This is a genomic window from Sorangiineae bacterium MSr11954 (assembly GCA_037157815.1).
GTDB classification, from domain to species: domain Bacteria; phylum Myxococcota_A; class Polyangia; order Polyangiales; family Polyangiaceae; genus Pendulispora; species Pendulispora albinea.
In genome coordinates this window covers 3590001-3609044 of the sequence record CP089984.1, presented here as the reverse complement: position 1 = coordinate 3609044, position 19044 = coordinate 3590001, and the positions used below count along the sequence as shown (strand labels likewise).

Annotated in this window: 17 protein-coding genes and 2 rRNA genes (1 of these 19 cut by a window edge); 11 read left to right on the top strand and 8 right to left on the bottom strand. The window is 67.2% G+C overall.

The genetic code is table 11. The annotated features are described in order from the left end of the window. Positions 1-3 precede the first annotated feature (3 nt). Positions 4-2163 (top strand): TOMM precursor leader peptide-binding protein, encoded by a 2160-nt coding sequence (locus LZC94_14335; protein ID WXB18408.1) that lies wholly within the window; start codon positions 4-6, stop codon positions 2161-2163. Between the two features lie 16 nt (positions 2164-2179). On the opposite strand, the gene LZC94_14330 is transcribed toward LZC94_14335, so the two are convergent. Both LZC94_14330 and LZC94_14325 read right to left on the bottom strand, forming a co-directional pair. After that, on the bottom strand, positions 2180-3193 hold the full coding sequence (locus tag LZC94_14330; protein WXB18407.1) for a formylglycine-generating enzyme family protein: 1014 nt from the start codon (positions 3191-3193) through the stop codon (positions 2180-2182). Positions 3194-3396: 203 nt separating this feature from the next. Continuing rightward, entirely contained in the window at positions 3397-4980 is a 1584-nt protein-coding gene (locus LZC94_14325; protein ID WXB18406.1) for an FAD-dependent monooxygenase, read from the bottom strand. A 28-nt stretch (positions 4981-5008) separates the two neighbouring features. Between LZC94_14325 and LZC94_14320 the strand changes: the two genes are divergently transcribed. The 6 genes from LZC94_14320 (at position 5009) to LZC94_14295 (ending at position 9370) form a co-directional block, all read left to right on the top strand. After that, complete coding sequence (locus LZC94_14320) at positions 5009-5728, top strand: TetR/AcrR family transcriptional regulator (protein ID WXB18405.1); 720 nt, start codon at positions 5009-5011, stop codon at positions 5726-5728. 376 nt (positions 5729-6104) lie between these two features. After that, complete coding sequence (locus tag LZC94_14315; protein WXB18404.1) at positions 6105-6320, top strand: hypothetical protein; 216 nt, start codon at positions 6105-6107, stop codon at positions 6318-6320. A gap of 163 nt (positions 6321-6483) precedes the next feature. Further along, entirely contained in the window at positions 6484-6975 is a 492-nt protein-coding gene (locus tag LZC94_14310) for a PQQ-like beta-propeller repeat protein (protein ID WXB18403.1), read from the top strand. Positions 6976-7132: 157 nt separating this feature from the next. Then, positions 7133-8410, top strand: coding sequence for a beta-lactamase family protein (locus tag LZC94_14305; protein ID WXB18402.1), 1278 nt, complete (start codon positions 7133-7135; stop codon positions 8408-8410). A gap of 76 nt (positions 8411-8486) precedes the next feature. After that, positions 8487-8888, top strand: coding sequence for a metalloregulator ArsR/SmtB family transcription factor (locus LZC94_14300; GenBank protein ID WXB18401.1), 402 nt, complete (start codon positions 8487-8489; stop codon positions 8886-8888). Beyond that, positions 8885-9370 carry an SRPBCC family protein gene (locus LZC94_14295; protein WXB18400.1) on the top strand — a complete coding sequence of 162 codons (486 nt, stop codon included), beginning with the start codon at positions 8885-8887 and terminating at the stop codon, positions 9368-9370. The genes LZC94_14300 and LZC94_14295 overlap by 4 nt, the downstream gene beginning before the upstream one ends. Positions 9371-9754: 384 nt before the next feature. Here LZC94_14295 and LZC94_14290 read toward each other — a convergent pair whose 3' ends face one another. Further along, positions 9755-10348 carry a TetR/AcrR family transcriptional regulator gene (locus LZC94_14290; protein ID WXB18399.1) on the bottom strand — a complete coding sequence of 198 codons (594 nt, stop codon included), beginning with the start codon at positions 10346-10348 and terminating at the stop codon, positions 9755-9757. Between the two features lie 118 nt (positions 10349-10466). Here LZC94_14290 and LZC94_14285 point away from each other — a divergent pair, with 118 nt between their 5' ends. Next, entirely contained in the window at positions 10467-11234 is a 768-nt protein-coding gene (locus tag LZC94_14285; GenBank protein WXB18398.1) for an oxidoreductase, read from the top strand. Positions 11235-11268: 34 nt separating this feature from the next. Here the strand turns inward: LZC94_14285 and LZC94_14280 are convergent, their stop codons facing one another. The 3 genes from LZC94_14280 to LZC94_14270 all read right to left on the bottom strand — a co-directional run bounded on the left by LZC94_14280 (position 11269) and on the right by LZC94_14270 (position 15031). Continuing rightward, positions 11269-12543: an AgmX/PglI C-terminal domain-containing protein gene (locus LZC94_14280; protein ID WXB18397.1), complete on the bottom strand. Its 1275-nt coding sequence runs from the start codon at positions 12541-12543 to the stop codon at positions 11269-11271. Positions 12544-12614: 71 nt separating this feature from the next. After that, positions 12615-13325: a response regulator transcription factor gene (locus LZC94_14275; protein WXB20189.1), complete on the bottom strand. Its 711-nt coding sequence runs from the start codon at positions 13323-13325 to the stop codon at positions 12615-12617. Then, positions 13325-15031, bottom strand: a complete 1707-nt coding sequence (locus LZC94_14270; protein WXB18396.1) for a HAMP domain-containing histidine kinase — start codon at positions 15029-15031, stop codon at positions 13325-13327. Before LZC94_14270 ends, LZC94_14275 begins: the two co-directional genes overlap by 1 nt. Before the next feature lie 624 nt (positions 15032-15655). Here LZC94_14270 and LZC94_14265 point away from each other — a divergent pair. The 3 genes from LZC94_14265 to LZC94_14255 all read left to right on the top strand — a co-directional run bounded on the left by LZC94_14265 (position 15656) and on the right by LZC94_14255 (position 17866). Further along, on the top strand, positions 15656-15985 hold the full coding sequence (locus LZC94_14265; GenBank protein WXB18395.1) for a hypothetical protein: 330 nt from the start codon (positions 15656-15658) through the stop codon (positions 15983-15985). After that, the gene (gene tnpB / locus LZC94_14260; GenBank protein WXB18394.1) at positions 15979-16377 is read left to right on the top strand and encodes an IS66 family insertion sequence element accessory protein TnpB; all 399 of its coding nucleotides are present in this window, start codon (positions 15979-15981) and stop codon (positions 16375-16377) included. The genes LZC94_14265 and tnpB overlap by 7 nt, the downstream gene beginning before the upstream one ends. 118 nt (positions 16378-16495) lie before the next feature. Next, a complete protein-coding gene (locus tag LZC94_14255; protein ID WXB18393.1) occupies positions 16496-17866 on the top strand; it encodes an IS66 family transposase in 1371 nt (456 codons plus the stop codon). A 187-nt stretch (positions 17867-18053) separates the two neighbouring features. On the opposite strand, the gene rrf is transcribed toward LZC94_14255, so the two are convergent. Continuing rightward, positions 18054-18170 (bottom strand): 5S ribosomal RNA (gene rrf / locus LZC94_14250). 171 nt (positions 18171-18341) lie between these two features. After that, positions 18342-19044 (bottom strand): 23S ribosomal RNA (locus LZC94_14245); it runs 2268 nt beyond the window's last position.

Here is a 19044-nt window from a genome sequence, read left to right as displayed (position 1 = left end):
ATCATGACCCTCGAAAACGAGCTGGGCTCCCCGCACCCGCGCTTTCGGGTCCTATGGCCCCATGGCGGGGGCCTGGCGATGTTCGCCGAGTTCGCGCAGTTCCTGGTCGATATCCCCGACGCCGCGCTCCTGCATCCGTCCGCCGCGCGCGATCTCGGGGCGCTCGATTCCAAGCGGCACGAGCGGCTGCGCGCCAATCTGGAAATGCTCGTGGCAGCGGGTCTCTGGATCCTGGGCGGCGGCGAGCCCGATTCGAGCGCCTATATCCTCCCCGATTTCGACGCAGCGCCGCGCGCGCTCGAGGATCGGGGCTCGGGCGGCCAGTGGGTGACCTTGGCCGATCCGCGCGAGGACCCGCTGATCGCGATGCTGGCCACGAAGCTCGCGCTCCCGCCGGCCTTCGCGGCGGTCGTGGTCGATGACGCGCTGGATCCTCGGCTCGACGTGCTGAATCGGCGCTTGCGCGCGGCCGGGCGCCCCTGGCTGCTGCTGCGGCTCGCCGGCGATCATCCCACCGCCGGTCCGCTGTTCGATACGTCGGACCAGGCACCGTGCTGGAGCTGTCTGTCGTTTCGGATGCTGTGGAACCAGCCCGTTCGCCGCTGGTACCACCGCACGCACCCTGGCGAGCTCCTGCCGATCCCGGTGGCCTTTCGCCCATCCGTCATCGAGCGCGAGCTCGCGCGCTTCGCGGCGGCGGCGCAGCGTCTGGTCGAGGCGCGGGTCGGGGACGCGATGACGGAGCTGCGATGGGACCCACCCGAGTCGCTCGCGCACCCGGTCATCCGGCGCCCGCAATGCTCCGTCTGCGGCGATTCCTCGCTCTACGCCGCGCGCGCCGGGCGCCCTCTCCTGCTCCAGCCCGCGCCCAAAGCTTGGGACGAAGATGGCGGCGTTCGCACCCAGGCGCCCGAACGGACCGCGCGCGCGCTCGAGCGCATCCTCGGCCCGGTCAGCGGCTTGGTGGCGAGGGTGGTCTGCCACTCCGGGCCGGGAGCCGACGTCAATCGCATCTTTCGCGCCTGGTTCGCCAAGGCCCCGTATCGGAGCGAGCTCCCGCGCACCGAGCAGCTCTTTCAAACGACCTTGGGCAAGGGCATCGCGGCGGAGCAGTCCCGGGTCAGCGCCATCGGCGAGTCGCTCGAGCGCCTCGCGTCCAACTACCACGGAGACGAGCCCGTGATCCGCGCCCGCGCGCGCGAGCTTCCGGGCAGGAGCTTTCCGCCGGCGGCCCTGGCTCCGTACAGCGAGCAGCAGTATCGAGCCTTCGAGGCGACCGGCGATCCGCTCCGGAAGACCTTGCATGGGATGATGCCCGCGAGCTCCGACGCGGTGCTGGATTGGACACCGGTTTGGTCGCTGACGCGCTCGGAGGTTTGCTTCGTTCCATTCACGTGGTGCTATGCGAATACGCCCTACGACGAGGATCCGCGCTGCCGTTTCTTCCATAGCGGCGGCGCGGCCGGCAATTGCCTCGAGGAGGCGATCCTGCAAGGGTTTCTCGAGCTGGTGGAGCGGGACGCGGTCGCGGTGTGGTGGTACAATCGCCAACGCCGGCCCGCGGTACATCTGGAGTCCCTGCCCGAGGAGCTCGTCCGGCAGCTGGCGGCGACCGTAGGCGTCGAAAGCGACTATTGGGTCCTGGACGTCACCCACGATTTTCGCGTCCCTGTGTTCGTCGCGGTGAGCCGCCAGCGCGCGACGGGCAAGCTGTGTCTGGGCTTCGGCGCCCACCTCGACCCGCGCCTGGCCCTCCGGCGTGCGCTCACCGAGCTATGTCAGATCCTCGAGATTCGCCACCAGCACGCGGCGCCCTTCGACTTCGACGCGATTGCGCCCGAGGACTACCTCTTTCCAAATACCGAACAGGCGCCGCGGATCCCGGCCATCGACGCGATCCCCTTCGAATCATTCAACGGGGACATCGCCGACGACGTGCGGACCTGTGTGGCGCGGGCGGCCGCGGTCGGGCTGGAGGTCTTGGTGTTGGACAATAGCCGTCCCGACTTTCCGCTCCGCACGGCCAAAGTCATCATGCCCGGAGCTTGCCATATCTTCCCGTACCGGGCGGCCGCCCGACTTTACGAAGTTCCGGTGCGTATGGGCTGGCGCGCGTCCCCCCTCACCGAGGCCGAGCTCCATCCCTTGGAGCTGCTCATCTGACCGCGCAGACGGCCTATCAAAGACTCTTGACGGAGCTCCCGTTGGCGCTCGTCGTCTCCGGGGCTTCCGGGGGCGAGGACGGCTGCGCGCAGCAGCGGAAGCTTTGTTGGTAGTCGATGAAGTCCTCGTTGTGGGCGCGCGTGGAAGGCCGGCAGCGGGCGCGCACCGGGCCCCAATAGCCGCCCTTCAGGATCGAGGAATAGCCGGTAGGGTTGACCGAGCGCGTCCACTCGTCGACGTTTCCCGTCATATCGTAGGCACCGAACGGACTACGGCACTTGGGACGCGCACCGGAAGGCTCTCCTTGCCACAGTCGATCGAGCTCGGCGCGGGCCCTCTCTCCATCGCGCGGCTGGAGGGCGCCTTCGGTGAATGGCCGCCACGGACGATCCATGACGCACGCCGAGTCATCGCGCGTGTAGCCATAAGGATAGGGGCGCGCCTCCTCGCCCTCGCAGGCGAACGTCCATTCGTTCTCCGTGCAGAGGCGCTTTTGCTCTCGCTTGCAGAGCGCCTCGGCCTCGTGAAACGTCACCACGATAATTGGATTTTGCCCGACCACATTGGGGTACTCGAACCGGTCGATGCAGAAATCGAGCTCCGTGGTCGGCAGCGCGGCGATGCCCTCGGCGATCTTGGCCGCATCGAACGCGCGGCACCGCGCCGGAAAATCACGACTGATCCAGTCCGTGCAGGCCGCGTCTTGGAGGCGCTCGATCGCGCCCGTCATGCGCCCGTCGGAGGTGTCGCTGTGAAACGTCCCCTTCGCGCGCACCATCCCGAGGGGGCACCCTTCCCCGTTTGGCTCCAACGAGACCAAGGTCATGGCCTGCTCCGAGGGGCTGAGCGAGCTCGCCTGCCAATGCCGGCGGTCGACGCTCTGCCATGCAAAGCGCGGCGCTTCGCTGCGGCGGATCTCGCTCATCAGGTCCTCCCCGGACAAGCCGTGTGCGCGCATCCAGCGCGCCACCCCCCACGCTGCGACCAGGAACGCGAAGGGCACGACGAGCCAAAGGAACCGGCGTTTCATCTCGGAGCCCTTCACCCTAACATGGATCCATCACCCGGTCCCGCGCGACCGCAGCACCATCGGGCGATCGCGGTCAGACGCGCGCGATTGGCTCGCCGCGATGACGGCCATCCGATCGCCTTGGAACCGTCTCCGGGATGTTTCGAGCCAGTCCACGAGCTCCTCGCGATACGTTATCTCACCCTGGGCCCGATGACGTTCGATCAGCTACGGACGGCGCGATGTTCGCGGCTCGTGAACCATCGTGCCGCGGCCCGCGTGACGTCCTCGGGATGGGGCGCCGTATCGCTCGCCCACGCCACGAATCCGTCGGGACGCACGAGCACCGCGCGGAGGCCAAGACGATCCTTGGCGTCGCGGGCGACGTACCTGACGCGGTCGCCCCAAAGGCCATCGAGCGCTTGGAGCGGCGCTTGCTGGCCGAAGTCGAGCAGCAAACCGTTTCCATCGCGGAGCAAGGTGCCGACCCTCGTTCCGTCCTCGAGCTCGAAGTCCGGGCAGCTGCGGCCCATCAACGGGTGCTCCTCGCCGAGATCGTAGCGGAGGGACACACCCCAGACGCGCTCCGCGAAGTAGGTCGCGCCGTCGCGTGTGTCGATCAGGTCGCGCAGGACGGCTTGGATCGCGCGGGATTGTCGGTCCGGTCGCATCACCGCGACCTGGGCCCGCGTCCACTCGAGGATGCGCGCCCCGATGGGGTGCCGCTCGGTGGTGTAGCTGTCGAGCAGGCCATCGGGGGCATCGCCGCGGAGGGTGGCCGCGAGCTTCCACCCGAGGTTCATCGCGTCGCCGAATCCGAGGTTCAAGCCTTGTCCGCCGAGCGGTGAATGAATGTGCGCGGCGTCGCCTGCCAGCAGCACCCGTCCTTTGCGGTAGGTCGTGGCCTGCCGCGAGCGATCGGTCCATGTCGAGGCGATGTTCAACGCTCGGATGGTCACGTCGGTGCAGGACACGCGCCGTAAGACCGTTTGGATGTGCTCGAGCGTGAGCGGTTGGCTGCGATGAAACGCGCCGCCGTCGAAGTCGGCGATCCCGAGCACCCCGGGTTGCCACTGCGTGTACATGCCGGCCTCCGTGTAATGACGGCCCAAAGGGAGTATCGACGGGTCGGCGAGTTCGACTTGGGCCGAATATCCGGTGAACTCGGGCTCGGTACCTACGAACTCGAAGCCCCCGTGCTTGCGCACCGTGCTGCGGGCGCCATCGCACCCCACCAGCCAACGCGCGCGAAAGCGTTGCTCGCCGGCACGGACGAGGACTTCGTCGTGCGTAGCCTCGTATCCTTCGACACCGTGGCCGCGCCGGATCGCGACCCCGAGGGAGAGCGCGTGCGCGGCGAGGACGCTCTCGAGGTGCTCCATTTCGCACCCGAATTGGGTGTCGGCCGGACCCGGTAGTCGGTATGTCCACCGCGATGAATCGATGTTGCTGTAATCGAATTGGATGCCCGCGAAGTGGCCGGCCGGCCCGCGGAGCTGGGCCCCGGGCGCCATGGCTCCAGGTCGCGGCTGGCCGGGGCCCTTCTCGTCGGCGCGAGGTCGCGACGCCATTCGGTCCAAGAGGCCGCGCCGGTGGAAGGCTTCGATGCTCGGGCCCCAGAGCCCTCGCAGTCCGAACGGGAGCCGCTTCAGGGGTGAGCACGGATCCTCCGATCGTTCGAGCACCAGCACCGAGAGCTTCGCGAGCCGCAGCTCGGAGGCGAGGAACAGGCCGACCGGGCCCGCCCCTGCGATGATCACGTCGTAGACCAAGTCGTTTCCTCGATCCGAGTGTTGTTCGTACGTCATACGAATTATTTAGTGGTACACCGTACGAATGTCAAAGGCCCCGATTTGGACCGTCGCCGCGCCCGGTTCGCGCAAGCCGCGGCTCACCCGCGAACAGATCGCGAAGACGGCGCTGGAGATCGCGGATTCCGAGGGCTTCGAGGCGCTGTCCATGCGCCGGGTCGCCGAAGAGCTCGGCGCGGGCACGATGACGCTCTACTATTACGTGCGCACCAAGGAGGACCTGCTGGCCCTCGTCGAGGACGCGCTGACGGGCGAGACGGTCGAGGCCTGCGCTCCGCTGCCGAAGGCGTGGCGCCCTGCGATTCGCAAGCTCGCGAACGCGACCCGCGCGACCTATGTGCGCCACGCGTGGGCGCTGCGCGCGCTCACCGGGCTGCGCTTCGGACCGAACGCGCTGCGCCACATCGAGCAGTCGCTGCAGGCGGTCGCGGGCATGGATCTATCGCTGGGCGACAAGCACGCGATCCTGTCCGTCGTCGACGACTACGTGTTTGGCCACTGCGCCTCGTTGGTGCGAAGGCGTAGCCAATCGCAGTTCGACCGCAAGACCGCCAAGGCGCTGAGCGGGGCGATACACCGCTACCTCGACGAGGGCGACTACCCACATCTGCGCGCGATGATCGGCGACGGCGATCCCCTCGATGCGTTCGTGAAGAACTCAAGCTTCTTGACCGAGGACGACCACTTCGACATCGGCCTCGACGCGCTGCTCGACGGGCTCGCGAAGCGCTTCAAATTGAAGTGACCATTCGCGAGCAGCCTCGCTCTCGGGTTCGGCGGGCTTTGCCAAATAGCCCAATCGGCAGAGAGCACCTTGACTTCAAGTCGACTTGAAGTGGTCTGCTGCGCGTCGAGCCCCGATGGCTCTTGGAGAATGCTCATGTCCGCAGCGATTTCCTCCTCCACCTCTCCGTGCTCGGCGCGCTTGGACGGCGGCGCGCGTGCCGCCGCAGGCGTCTGCGCCACGTCGAACCGCTCGAACCGCTCGAACCTCTCGAGCCATGAGGTCCCGTCATGAGCGGTCCCGATGGAGCAGCCGACGTGTCGTTCCATTGTGCGCCAGGGACAACGACGGCGCTCGTCGGCCCCTCCGGAACCTCGCGCGCGATCCGCAGCGGACGGTGATCGTCATCGCGCACAGGCCGGCGACCCTCGCCATCGCCACGCAAGTGGTCGCGCTCCGTGCCGGGCATATCGTCGAGGCGGGGCCACCTGAGCGCCTGGAGCGACAGGGCGGCTTCTACGCGCGGCTGCATGCCCAGTACGAACGAGCGCGTGGCTGGCGAATCGCCATACAACCGGGGCGCGTTCGACTCGGCGCCGAGCAGGAGCCGTGACGAGGACGCCGTGAGGCCCGATGTCTCGCCGGAGGGACATGCGAAAAATACCTGCGGCAGCACGGCGATCGACGCGGCAGAACGTCCGGTGATCCTCGGTCATACGGGCCTTTTCGGCCTGCAGAGAGCTCGGGGTGCGACCTCCGTTGACTATACTGACGCCATGTACCGCACCAACCATGCCCCGAGCCCATTCGTTCTCTCTGCCGTCGACGGCACCGTGACGGCCTACGCCCGCGCCTCGGGCGCGATCGCGTGGACGTTCCGCGTTCCCGATGGCGCGATGGAGTATCGCCATGTGACCCGCCTCATCGCCGATGGGCACCGCGTCGTCATCGTGGCGGCCAGGATGAACGAGGAGGGCATGTTCGCGAACGCCGATGGCACGGCGCACGTCTGCTGCCTCGATTATGAGACAGGCCGACCCCTCTGGCATCAGCCGGTCAAAGGTGGGCAGAACATCAATCGCTTCACGGCGACCTTGCTCATCGACGGCGACCAGGTCTTCCTCGCGCACGCCGCGGTCCTCACCGCGTTCGCGCTCGAGACGGGGCAGGTGCTCTGGGTGCAAAAGATCGACCATGTGGAAGTATACCGGGGTGTCCTCCCCGTTGCCCTGGCGGTCGCGGGTGCCGCCGAGCAAGGAGATATCTAGAGAGCAAAAAACGATCGCTCCGCGATGCGATGCCCGTGACGCGATGTGCGAGCATCGGATCGGGCCTGCGCCGCGAGACTCCCCCGAACCGCCATCCTACCGAGCATGTAAAATTTAGGCGTTGACCTAAGTGTTAGCGCGCGTGATAGTTAGACACATGACTAACCATCATGCAACCGCGCGCCTTACGCGGCGCGATCTCCTCACGGCGGCCAGCGCAGGAATTCTGGCCGCATGCAGCAACACGCCGGCGAAGACCGCCTCGCGGCTCGAACGCGGCGGGGCCCGCGGGGTGCTCGCCCCGTACGTGGAGCGCGGCGAGGTCCCCGGGATGGTCGCGCTGGTCGCGCGGGGCGATCGCGAGGAGCTGCACGCCATGGGGACGACGGCGCAGGGCTCGCGCGTCGCGGTGGAGCCGGACACCATCTTCCGCATCGCGTCCATCACCAAGCCCGTCACCGCCACGGCGGCCATGATGCTCATCGAAGACGGCAAGCTCGGGCTCGACGAGCCCGTTGCGCGCCTGCTCCCGGAGCTCGCGCATCCCAGGGTGCTCGAACGACTCGATGGCCCGCTCGACCGGGTCGTGCCCGCGGCGCGCGCGATCACCGTGCGCGATCTGCTCACCTTCCGCATGGGCGCCGGCCTCCTGTTCGACCCCGACCGGTACCCGATCGAGAAGGTTACCCAGGAGCTCTTGGGCGATGGAATGCCCGCGCCGGCCAAGCTCGTCGCGCCCGACGAGTGGATGCGCCGATTTGCGACGTTGCCGCTGATGCATCAACCCGGTGAGCGCTGGATGTACAACACCAGCGGCATCGTCCTCGGCATCCTCGTGGGGCGGGCGGCGCGAATGCCGCTCGACGCGTTTTTGCGCGAGCGTCTGTTCGGGCCGCTCGGAATGCACGACACCGATTTCAGCGTCCCCGCGTCGAAGCTCCATCGGTTCACGGCGAGCTACTTGGCCGACCCCGGGACCGGTGCGCTGTCGCTCTACGATTCGCCCAACGGGCAGTGGGCCCAGCCGCCGCTCCACGCGAGCGGCGCCGAAGGCCTGGTGTCCACGGCGCCCGACTTCCTGCGCTTCTCCCGATTCTTGTTGGGCCGGGGTACGTTCGGCGGCAAACGCCTGCTCTCCGAAGCGGCGGTCGAGCAAATGACGCACGACACATTGACCCCGAAGAACAAGACGTTCGGCGCCATGGTGCCGGGGTACTTCGATCGACACGGGTGGGGGTTCGGCATGGCGGTCGTCACCGCGCGCGACGATGATCACATGCCTGCCGGGAGCTACGGTTGGGACGGCGGGCTCGGTAGCTCGTGGTACGCCGATCCTCGCACCAACACCACGGGCATTCTCCTCTCGTCGCGCTCGTGGACGGATCCGTCACCGCCGCGGATGTTTCGGGAGTTCTGGCGCCACGTCCATGCCTGATGCGATGACATTGCAAACGCGATAACGCAATGCTTAGATATTGACCTATGTATCATGCAGCTGCATAGTTAGAATTGTGCCTACACAATCCATCGATCTCGACCGCGTATTCCACGCCCTGGCGGATCCGACGCGGCGGGCCGTCCTGCAGCGGCTGAGCGGCGGTGCCGCCGCCGTGAGCGAGCTTGCCCAACCGTTCGACATGGCGCTGCCGTCCTTCCTCCAGCACCTCAAGGTGCTCGAGGGGTCGGGGTTGGTTCGATCGGAGAAGGCGGGGCGAATCCGCACGTACCAGATCTCACCGACCCCGCTGATGGCGGCGGAGGGCTGGATGTCCGAGCAGCGCACCCTCTGGGAGCGCCGGTTCAACCAACTCGACCGGTATCTCGAGGATCTCGCGGCCAGCATGAACCCGGCGAAGGGCACAGAGCGGTCCGGGGCCGGGGTGCAATCCAAGAAAAAGAAGGCAAAGAAATGACCACCGACTCCAAGCTGGACCTCGTACTGGAACGCGTCGTCGATGTATCGCCGGAATTGGTCTGGACGGCGTGGACCCAACCGGAGCACATCAAGAAATGGTTCACGCCCGCGCCGTGGACCACCGTGGACTGCGAAATCGATCTTCGCCCCGGCGGCACGTTCCGCACCGTGATGCGCTCGCCGGAGGGCGAAGAGCACCCGAACGTGGGCTGCTACCTCGAGCTCGTCCCAAAGCGAAAACTCGTTTGGACCGACGCGCTCGAAGCAGGCTTTCGGCCATCGCGGCAACCGGCGCATCTGGGGTTCCGATTTACGGCTGCCATTCTGCTCGAGCCCCATGGCAGCGGCACGAAGTACACCGCCATCGCCATGCACAGCAACGAAGAGTGCCGCAACAAGCACGAGGCCATGGGGTTCCACGACGGATGGGGAACCGTGCTCGAGCAACTCGTGGCGCACATGAAGTCCGTGGGCCGCTGACGGTCGCGCGGGTGCCGTCACGCGGGGTGCCACCGCCGAATCTCCGTGGCTCCGCAACAAGCACGAGGCCATGGGGTTCCACGACGGATGGGGAACCGTGCTCGAGCAACTCGTGGCGCACATGAAGTCCGTGGGCCGCTGACGGTCGCGCGGGTGCCGTCGCGCGCGGTGCCACCGCCGAATCTCTGCGCGCTCTTTCTCCCCTGCGATCGCGACTGCACGCGCCGGGTCGAGCCGCGCGGCAACCGGCGAGGCGAGAGCCGTGGTGTGAGCATGAGCACGTCTATCCCTCGTCCGATGTGCGGCAGCGCGCGACAGGGGCGAGGTCGCCATTTCGTCGCGAGGTGAAGTGGGGTGAACGTTATGGCGGAGCGCAACGGGCCTTCAAGGTGGGATCCGGCGCCGGCGCTCCCCTTTGACGTCGCTGCTCGCGGGTTTCGTCAGGACGGCGCTCGCGATGATCCCGAGCAGGTGATCGATGCGCGGCGCAAACGAAGGTTGGTCGCCGAGCCACCCGAGCGCGCCGATCAGGGCGAACAGGTCGGCCCCATCGAGATCGGCGCGCGCCATGCCCTCGGCCTGAGCTCGAAGAAGGAGCCGCGTGCCGGCCGATCGCACCGTGACGCATGAAGCATGAAGCGCGGAGCCCGGATCTGCGATGGCGGCCGCCATCAAAGCTACGACGCCGCGATAGCGATGCGCGAACGCCACCGCCTCGCGAAACCAGGACGCGAGAGCTTCATCCGGTGAGCTGGATGTTTGGAGCTCGCCCGCCTTTTGCGTCAGCTCGTCGAGGCTCGCGCGGAGCAAGACCTCCAGCAACGCCTCGCGCGTCGGGAAGTGACGGTACAGCGTGCCGAGCCCGACGCCGGCTCGGCGCGCGATGTCGCGCAGCGATGCGTCGGCGCCTTGCTCGGTTACCACGTCGCGCGCGACGGCGAGGAGGTGGTCGTAGTTCTGCCTAGCATCGGCTCGCATGGGTGTTCTTGACAATCGGAGCAGTGCTCCACATATCTGGAGCACCGCTCCGGTAATACTAACACGTCCGCGCTCGCGAGCCGCACGACCGTGCGTCGTTCGCGACGAAGGGAGACTCATGTCCAACATGTCCAGCAAGCTCGATCTTTCCAAGGAGTTCGTCGGTCGCCGTGCCCTCGTCACCGGAGGCTCGCGCGGCATCGGCGCGGCGATCGCGCAGCGCCTCCTCGATGCCGGCGCCAAGGTCGTGGTCGCCGCTCGCTCGCGCAGCGACGTCACCCCCACGGCGGCGACGTTCGTCTCCGGCGACGTCCGCACGAGCGAGGGGGTGAAGGCGATCGCCGCCGAGACGCTCGAAGCGCTGGGCGGCCTCGACATCCTCGTGAACAACGCGGGCGGTTCGCGCGTGTTTCCGGGGGGCTCGGCGACGATCCCCGAGGAGGAGTGGCAAGACGCCCTCGCGCTCAACCTCTTGTCCGCGATCCGCCTCACGAACGCGGTCCTCCCCGCGCTCCGCGCGTCGAAGGCCGCCTCCGTGGTGAACATCTCGTCGACGGCCGCGACGATGCCGTTCGGGCCCGCCGCGCACTACTGCGCGGCGAAGGCGGCGCTCGATGCCTACTCGCGCACGCTCGCCGTGGAGCTCGCACCGAGCGGCGTCCGCGTGAATGTCGTGTCGCCCGGTCCCGTCGCCACGCCGAGCGCCGACGAGCTGCGGAGGACGTACCCCGGGATCCCGGGCGATGCGTGGCTCCAGTGGGTGCCGCTCGGTCGCTTCGGCGCCACCGACGATATCGCGGAGGTCGTCGCGCTCCTCGCGTCGGATCGCGGGAAGTGGCTGACCGGTGTGAACTACCGCGTCGACGGCGGGATGACGGCGCGCTGACGACCTACGCCGCGACGAGACCTACGTCGCGACGCTAACCGCCGCCGCCGGGCTCTCCACCCGTGCCGCCGTTCGCGAACTGGAGGGGGTAACGGACGGTGGTCTTGGCCGAGGGCGTCTTGGACCACGCCGGGTACTGGATGGCGCGGCTGGCCTTCTCGAAGCAAGCGCGAAGCTCGGGGTCTTCCAAGGTGCCGTCCAGCGCCACGCGCGCGTCTTCGACCTTGCCCGATCCCTCGACGGTGAAGGAGAGGTTCGCCCTCCCGCGCGCGTCGGGGCGCCGGGTCACGAGCGACTCGTAGCACGACCAGAACCCGCCGAAGTGGGCGCGTATCCCTCGCTGGATCTCGTTCTTGGTGAGGACGTCGCGGAGCTTCACCGTGACCGGCTGCTTCGGGAGCTCGTCCATGGCCGTCAAGGTGGCCTCGACGGTGAGGAGCTGCGCCACGCGCGGAGCGGCTACCGTAACCAGCGGCGGCGCGCCGGGCCGCTGCTTGACCGCCACCAGGCCCTCACCGCGCGCGAACGCCGCGCGAAGGTCGGCCGCGGGGGCCGCCAGCCATTTGGCGTAGCGCTCGGGCACCATCGTCTCTTCGTCGACATAGAGGACCACCAACGCTTTCTCCATCTGCGCCGCATAAGCGGGGATGGCACTCCAGAACTCCCTGTGCGTGCTGCCGGCGTGGATGCTGCTCTTCACCCCGTCGCACGCGCCGCAAACGTCGACCGCGCTGGAGCGCAGTGCGTCGGCCACGTGGAAGGTGCCGAGCGTATCGGTGGTCCGCGAGTCTCCGCCGAAGACGAAGACCTGAGCGTCGACCTCGCTGTCGGCCGTGGGGGCCGGGAAGTAGCGGGCGAAGGCGAACGCGCTGGGCGGCGGCGGCGCATCCCACGTATTGCGCGACCAGGAGGAGGGCGCGTCGCGTCCGGCGAGCAGGCGGAAGAGGCGCTTTTGCGCCGCCCCGTCGTCCAGCGATGCCGCGTCCTCCAAGAGGGCAATGGCGCGCTCCTTGTCCGTGGACTCCACGAGCTTGGCCAGCGCGAGATCGGCCCGCACGCGGTCGCCTTTGGAGACGGCGCCGGAGGCCAAGGTCGCCGTCAGCGTCTCGCGGGCGGCCGCCAGGTTTTGGCCGATGTCGGCGTCGACCAGCGCCTGCTCCAGCGCAGCTTCGGGCGTGCCCTGAACTGCGGCTGCGGCTGGGGCTGGGGCCGGCGCCGCCCCCGGAGCGCTGGACGTCTCGCCGCAGCCGGCGAGCAGCAAGAGCGCCCATGTCATTCGCGTTCGCGTTCGCGTTCGTATCGGATTCATCGTGTGACCTCCATGCGCTCCACTCTGCGCCGCCTCGGTCTCGGAAGTTTCCTCACCATGTCACCGTTTCATCACCGGCCTTCGGGCCGCTGAGGGGTGCGCGAGAAGCGGTAGCCCGCGCCGCGGATGGTGACCAAGTGCAGGGGGTTCTTGGGATCCTTCTCCACCTTGGCCCGGAGGCGGTTGACGAAGTTGTCCACCGTGCGATCCGTCCCGAAGTAGTCGGCCCCCCACACGGCGGCCAAGATGCGCTCCCGCGGCAAGAGCGCCCCTTCGTTGCGGAGAAAGAAGACGAGGAGCTTCATCTCGTGGGCCGTCAGCTCCACCGGTGCCCCCTCCCGGGTCGCCGCGTGCTGGGCGAAGTCCACCGTGAGCGCCCCGATGGCGACCGGGCCGCTCTTGGCCACCAGGCGCCTGCGACGGAGCGCCGCGCCGACGCGCGCTCGGAGCTCGGCCACCCCCACCGGCTTCACCACGTACTCGTCGGCCCCCAGCTCGAGTCCGCGCACTTTGTCCGCCTCTTCACCTTTGGCGGTGATCATGACGATGGGCAGATCGGTGTCGCGCTGCCGGAGGGCGGACAGGATCTCGAAGCCGTTTTTCCCGGGGAGCATGACGTCCAAGAGCACCACGTCGGGCGGATCGGCCAGCGCCATCTCGAGCCCCTCGTCCCCGGTGCTGGCCACGTCGACGCGATAGCCCGCGGCGCGCAGCACCTTGGTCATGGCCAAGCGCAGCGCCGCGTCGTCTTCGACGATGAGCACCCTCTCCGTCACCGCCATCACGCTCCCTCCATCGGAAAGCGAACCACGAATGTCGAGCCAACGCCGACCGTGCTCTTCACGAACGCGTCGCCTCCGTGGGCCCGGGCGATGCCGCGGACGAGCGACAGCCCCACGCCGGTGCCTTCGGTGGCGCGCGACAGGCGATCATCGGCGCGCTCGAAGGGGGAGAAGATCCGGCGCCGCGCGCGCGCGGCGATCCCCGGGCCGGAGTCGCTCACGGAGAGGAGCGCATGGTGTCCGTCACACCGGGCCTCGATCCGGTACGGGTGCCCCTCCGCCGCGTACTTGGCAGCGTTGGAGAGCAGGTTGTCCAACACCAGGGCCACCAGGCCGGGGTCCACGTGCATCTCCAAGGCCTCTGGTGCGTCCACGACGAGCTCTTTGTCCGGGTGCGCCTTGCGGAAGCGGTCCCGTGCGTCCTCGAGGATACACGACGCGGGCACCCGCGACTTCTGGACCGACAGGCGCCCCCGCGCAAGCGCGCCGAAGCGGAGCATGCGTTCGACGGTGGCCGAGAGCCTTCGCGCTTCGCCGGCCAGGATGCGGTCCACCTCGGGCCGTTCGTCGTCCCGGAGTTCGCCCGCTTCCAGGAGCTCGGACAGCATCCGCACCGAGGCCAGCGGCGTACGCAGCTCGTGCGAGACGGCGGCCACGAAGTCGGTGCGCAGCTCGGCCAAGCGCTGCGCCTTTCGCGCCCGCGCAAAGAGGACGGTCGCCAGCACCACCGCGGTGAGCACCCCCGCGACGCCGACGGCAAGGATGCGATGGCCGCTGCGGCGGGCCTCCGCGTCGAGCGTCGCTCCGTCCCTCGGCTCCACATGGACGACGAGATCCGGGGTCAACGCCACGTCGGTGGCATCGCCGCGCGCGCCGGCGGCGAGCACCAGGTGGGCGGGCAATCCGGGCGCGCCGAGCATCGAGGCCTCGTGGACGACGAAGCCCGCGGCGCCGCCCTCGGGCATCGGCCGGACGAGCGAGAGGTAGCGCCCGCGATGAACCCGCAGCCCTGCCTCGAGCGGGTCGCTCCCGGGTGGCTCGGTGAGGAGCCCGGCCAAGGTGCGATGAAGGGGGAGCGGCCCATCGAGCGCCCGCAGCGCCGCACCGCGAACTCCCTCGGGAAGCGGCGCCACCCGCGCACGCAGCACCGCGCGCTCCGCCGCTCCGAGGCGCGCGGCGTGCTCCCCGATCCAGCTCGCGACGACGTCGGCCGGCGTGGTCCCCTCCGCCACCCGCTCGAGCGCCAGGAGCGGCCACAAGTAGCGACCTTGTTCGCTCTTGAGGTGCGGGCAGCCGCCGACGATGCGATTGCGGGCCGCAGTGCGGTCCCCTTTCAAGAGCTCCGCGCGGTCGGCGAGGCATTGGGGGGGCGACGGGGGCTCGTCGGTCATCGGCTTCGGGACCAGCATCTGCCCCTCGGCGCCCATCACCACGACGTCGGCAAAGGCCGGCTTTTCGGCCATCAACCGCGACTCGAGCCGGGAGACGGCCGCCGGCTCCAAGCGGCGCAAGGTCTCTTTGGCTCGGGCGAGGGCGGCCTCGACGTCGCGCTTGGTGGCCTGGGCCACGGCCACGCGCTCGGCGAGCTGCTCCTCGCGCACGCGGGCGCTCTCGGTGGAGGCGGCGCGAACGGCAACCACCAAAACGGCCACCGACGGAACCGCCGCGCCAAGGGCAAAAAAGAGCCACGCCAGAGATGCGCGCATGCCCTCGCAACATGGCACGTCCAGGTCATGGAAATGTCACGGCCTGGAGCAAACCGTCGAACCACGAGCCGCGCACGCGCAGCCCCCCCCACGCCGCTGGCGCACCAAGCCGCCCCACGCCGCACGCCGCACGTCCCCTCGACGCGGCATGTACCGCTACGCCGCAGGCACCCAGCCGCCCCACGCCGCACAGACAATTCGTCGAACCACGAGCCGCGCACGCGCAGCACCCCCCACGCCGCAGGCGCACCAAGCCGCCCCCACGCCGCAAAGAAATGTCACGGCCTGGAGCCACGAGCCGCGCACGCGATGCACAGCCCACGCCGCTGGCGCACCAAACCGCTCCACGCCGCACAGACAATTCGCCGAGCCCACGAGCCGCGCACGCGATGCACAGCCCACGCCGCTGGCGCACCAAACCGCTCCCGCGCCACAGGAAATGTCACGGCCTGGAGCAAAACGCCGCGCCGCGCACGCGATGCACAGCCCACGCCGCTGGCGCACCAAACCGCTCCCGCGCCACAGGAAATGTCACGGCCTGGAGCAAAACGTCGCGCCGCGCCGCGCACGCGATGCGCAGCGACGTAACCGTACGGGCAAAGACGCCGTGCGGGGCGGTCGCGTTTGATGTTCATTGCGCGCATGGCGAGACATGATGCGAACTGGTGGGCTGAGCGGATCAAGGAGCTGGCGCAAAGCGGCGACGCGGCGGGGATCGCCCGCCGACACAGCGTCAGGGAGCGGACGTTGATCTGGTGGCGATCCGAGCTTGAGCGGCGCGCGCGCACAGCAGGCCCCACGCGCCTGCTGCCCGTCGTCGTGACACGACCTGCGACGGTGGAGCGCGATATCGAGCTTGTCGTCGAAGCCGGACCGGCACGCATCACGATGCGTGGAGCGATTACGGCCGAGCATCTTGCGGCGCTGGTGGCCGCCGCGGCGCGCGCGTGTTGAGTCTCGGGCCCGGCATCGAGATCGTCCTCGCGAGTGCGCCCGTCGACCTTCGGCGCGGACACGATGGCCTCGTGACGCTCGTGCAGTCTTTGTGGAAGACCGACCCGTACAGTGGCACCCTCTTCGTGTTTCTTGGTCGCCGCATGGATCGCGTGAAGATCCTCTTCTTCAGCGCGGGCGGCTTCGTTGTCTATTACAAAAGGCTCGAATCTGGGCGCTTCACGCTGCCGCGGATCCCTGAAGGGGCCTCATGCATCGACCTCGACGCGACGTCGCTCACCATGCTGCTCGATGGTGTCGATCTTCGTCTCGTTCGACGCACACCGATGTGGAAACCCGCGAAGACGACCGCCGAAGCGAAAAAGGGGATCGACATTCGGCGGAGTGCATGATCAAAGCTGTTTATTGGTCCCTCCTCCCGACAACGACGAACACGGTTCCTGCGCTTGGCGCGAGTACGCGCAGTACCTCGAACAGGAGGGTGCGCGGGCGCAAGCTCGAATGGATATCATGCAGGCCGAGCTCGAGGTGCTCAAACGCGCCTTCGCCAGGCGTACCGAGAAGATGGGCAAGATGCCCAAGATCGCGCGGCCACCGAGGACGCCAGCGGAGATCGCCGAGCGCCGCACGGAGCAGGCTTTGCTTCGCGCGGAACACATCGTCACAGAAGAGAAGACGGAGCCCGTGCCCGAGACGCTGAAGAAGTGTCATCTTTGCGGCGGCACGAATTTTCGCAGCGTCGGCACCGGCAAGCCATCCGAGGTTTACTCGTACGTCCCGGGCTACTTCCGACGTGTTGTGCACACGCGCGAGGTCGTCGCGTGTCGATGCGGTGGATGCGTCATTACCGCGCCGCCGCCGGAGCGTTGGTCGGACAAGACGCGGTACGATTCGAGCTTCGTTGCGCACCTCGTCGTCTCGAAGTGCCTTGTCGTCACGCCGCTTTATCGTCTCGAGCAGTCGTTCGCGCGGCTCGGTATGCCCATCGCACGAAGCACGATGAATGACTTGTTCCGGCGTGCGGCGCAAAAGCTCGAGCCCCTCCGAGCCCCGCTCTTCGACGTCATCAAGAAGGACTTCCTCGTCCATGTCGACGAGACGTCGTTTACGCTGACGAAGCAAACCTCGAAGGCGTTTATCTGGGCCTTTGTTGGCAAGCGCCTCACGGGATATCGCTTTGAGCTCACGCGTGGTGGCGATGCTCCACTCGAGGTCCTCGGTGATTCGCCTGGCGCATTTCTGTGCGACGATTATCGTGGATATGACCCGCTCGAGAAGCGAGGACTCCGTCAGCGATGTGGCTGTCTCGCTCACGTTCGTCGGAAATTTTTCGAGGCCGGGGAGGTGCCCGAAGCGAAGGAAGCACTCGACCTCATCGCCGGAATGTACGGTGTCGAGCACGAGGCAGAGCATCGCGCGTTTCTTGGCACGGCCGAGCATCTCGCGCTGCGGCGCACCTATGCACGGCCTCTATTTGTGCGATTACTTCTGCTTTCTCGCGAACTTCGTCGTGCACACGGACCGAAGACGTTGCTCGGTCGTGCCGCGCACTATGTATGGCGCAACCTGCGCCCGCTCGGCCGTTTTCTCCGCGATCCGCGCATCCGCCTGGACAATAACTTGGCAGAAAATGCCCTTAGGCTCGTCGCTCTTGGCCGGAAAAATTTTCTATTTGTCCACAGCGAGGACGCCGGTAAGGAACTCGCACTGCTCTACTCACTGGTCGTCTCGTGCACACGCGTTGCCATCAATCCCGTTGAGTACATCGCGGACGTTCTCGAACGCATCGACAAGACCGCCGACGACAATCTCTCGAACCTCCTGCCCGATCGCTGGAAACCACACGCGATCGCATCACCCTCGACGTTTTTCGACGCTTAGACCATCGCGGATCGAACGGAACCCCGTTCAGGCCGTTCGCCGTACGGTTACGCAGCGACGACCCACGCCGCCCGTTCCCTCGACGCGGCATGTACCGCTACGCCGCAGGGCGCCCAGCCGCACACGCGATGCGCAGCGACAAAAAAGGAAAGGCTCGAATCTGAAAGATTCGAGCCCTCATAAGAAATCCCGGCGGCGTCCTACTCTCCCACACGGCTTCCCGTGCAGTACCATCGGCTCCGAGGAGCTTAACTTCCGAGTTCGGGATGGGATCGGGTGTGGCCTCCTCGAGATCACCACCGGAAACTGTGGGTTTCCACGTTTCCGACCGTGTCTTGTTGGTCAGTGAAAAGATCGTCTTTTCGAAACGGTTGCTAAAGCGCGAGCTTCGCAAACCCAATCCTGGGTGCGAGCTACACGCGACCGGCTCGCGCACGCGCGGCGGTCGGTGCAAAACGATGTTTGCCTTAGAGACATGGTTAAGCCTCACGACCTATTAGTACTGGTCAACTCCGCCCTTTACAGGACTTCCATCCCCAGCCTATCGACCTCGTGGTCTACGAGGGGTCTTTAGAGGCCTTGCGGCCTGGGATACCTTGTCTTGAGGCCGGCTTCCCGCTTAGATGCTTTCAGCGGTTATCCGTTCCGCACATAGCTACCCAGCTATGCCACTGGCGTGACAACTGGCTCACTAGAGGTGCGTCCAACCAGGTCCTCTCGTACTATGGTCAGCTCCTCTCAAGTATCCTTCGCCCACGGCAGATAGGGACCAAACTGTCTCACGACGTTTTAAACCCAGCTCGCGTACCGCTTTAATCGGCGAACAGCCGAACCCTTGGGACCTGCTCCAGCCCCAGGATGCGATGGGCCGACATCGAGGTGCCAAACCACTCCGCCGATGTGAACTCTCAGGAGTGATCAGCCTGTTATCCCCAGAGTACCTTTTATCCGATAAGCGATGGCCCTTCCATTCGGGACCACCGGATCACTAACGCCTGCTTTCGCACCTGCTCGACCTGTCGGTCTCGCAGTTAAGCTCCCTTGTGCGTTTGCACTCTACGCCTGGTTTCCAATCAGGCTGAGGGAACCTTCGCACGCCTCCGTTACGATTTAGGAGGCGACCGCCCCAGTCAAACTGCCCACCAGGCAGTGTCCCCCGCCCAGGTCATGGGCGCAGG

Excerpts from the sequence above, each read along its gene's own strand:
- LZC94_14335 (WXB18408.1), top strand. The coding sequence starts at position 4 with ATGACCCTCGAAAACGAGCTGGGCTCCCCGCACCCGCGCTTTCGGGTC.
- LZC94_14330 (WXB18407.1), bottom strand. The coding sequence starts at position 3,193 with ATGAAACGCCGGTTCCTTTGGCTCGTCGTGCCCTTCGCGTTCCTGGTC.
- LZC94_14325 (WXB18406.1), bottom strand. The coding sequence starts at position 4,980 with ATGACGTACGAACAACACTCGGATCGAGGAAACGACTTGGTCTACGAC.
- LZC94_14320 (WXB18405.1), top strand. The coding sequence starts at position 5,009 with ATGTCAAAGGCCCCGATTTGGACCGTCGCCGCGCCCGGTTCGCGCAAG.
- LZC94_14310 (WXB18403.1), top strand. The coding sequence starts at position 6,484 with ATGTACCGCACCAACCATGCCCCGAGCCCATTCGTTCTCTCTGCCGTC.
- LZC94_14305 (WXB18402.1), top strand. The coding sequence starts at position 7,133 with ATGACTAACCATCATGCAACCGCGCGCCTTACGCGGCGCGATCTCCTC.
- LZC94_14295 (WXB18400.1), top strand. The coding sequence starts at position 8,885 with ATGACCACCGACTCCAAGCTGGACCTCGTACTGGAACGCGTCGTCGAT.
- LZC94_14290 (WXB18399.1), bottom strand. The coding sequence starts at position 10,348 with ATGCGAGCCGATGCTAGGCAGAACTACGACCACCTCCTCGCCGTCGCG.
- LZC94_14285 (WXB18398.1), top strand. The coding sequence starts at position 10,467 with ATGTCCAACATGTCCAGCAAGCTCGATCTTTCCAAGGAGTTCGTCGGT.
- LZC94_14280 (WXB18397.1), bottom strand. The coding sequence starts at position 12,543 with ATGAATCCGATACGAACGCGAACGCGAACGCGAATGACATGGGCGCTC.
- LZC94_14275 (WXB20189.1), bottom strand. The coding sequence starts at position 13,325 with ATGGCGGTGACGGAGAGGGTGCTCATCGTCGAAGACGACGCGGCGCTG.
- LZC94_14270 (WXB18396.1), bottom strand. The coding sequence starts at position 15,031 with ATGCGCGCATCTCTGGCGTGGCTCTTTTTTGCCCTTGGCGCGGCGGTT.
- LZC94_14255 (WXB18393.1), top strand. The coding sequence starts at position 16,496 with ATGCAGGCCGAGCTCGAGGTGCTCAAACGCGCCTTCGCCAGGCGTACC.